The sequence below is a fragment of the Cobetia sp. SIMBA_158 genome, assembly GCF_046566945.1.
Classification (GTDB): Bacteria; Pseudomonadota; Gammaproteobacteria; order Pseudomonadales; family Halomonadaceae; genus Cobetia; species Cobetia amphilecti.
On the sequence record NZ_JAWJYL010000720.1, the window covers coordinates 1 to 254 of the forward strand.

Consider the following 254-nt stretch of genomic DNA (forward strand, 5'->3'; position numbering starts at 1 on the left):
GGTGTATTATCTCCGGATCCCAGCAATTGAATATTTACAATCCTATCCATAATGTTGAGATTTAGAAGACGAGAAAGTTGAATATTACTTGTAATCTCTAAATATTTAATTAGTTTTGTAGAAGCGATTAAACCAAGTTGTTCAATAGTTGTTTGAAAACTAGTAATACTTTCCAGTCGTTGCGCAATCGTTTTTTGATTTACAAATGTACCAATCCCTTGTACTTTCTTTACAAGCTGAGAGCGTTCAGCCAT

1 protein-coding gene is annotated in these 254 nt (G+C 33.1%); it reads right to left on the bottom strand.

The genetic code is table 11. The annotated features are described in order from the left end of the window. Positions 1 to 254: hypothetical protein (locus R2R70_RS21700; protein WP_410979153.1), on the bottom strand; the 254-nt coding region annotated here is incomplete at both ends.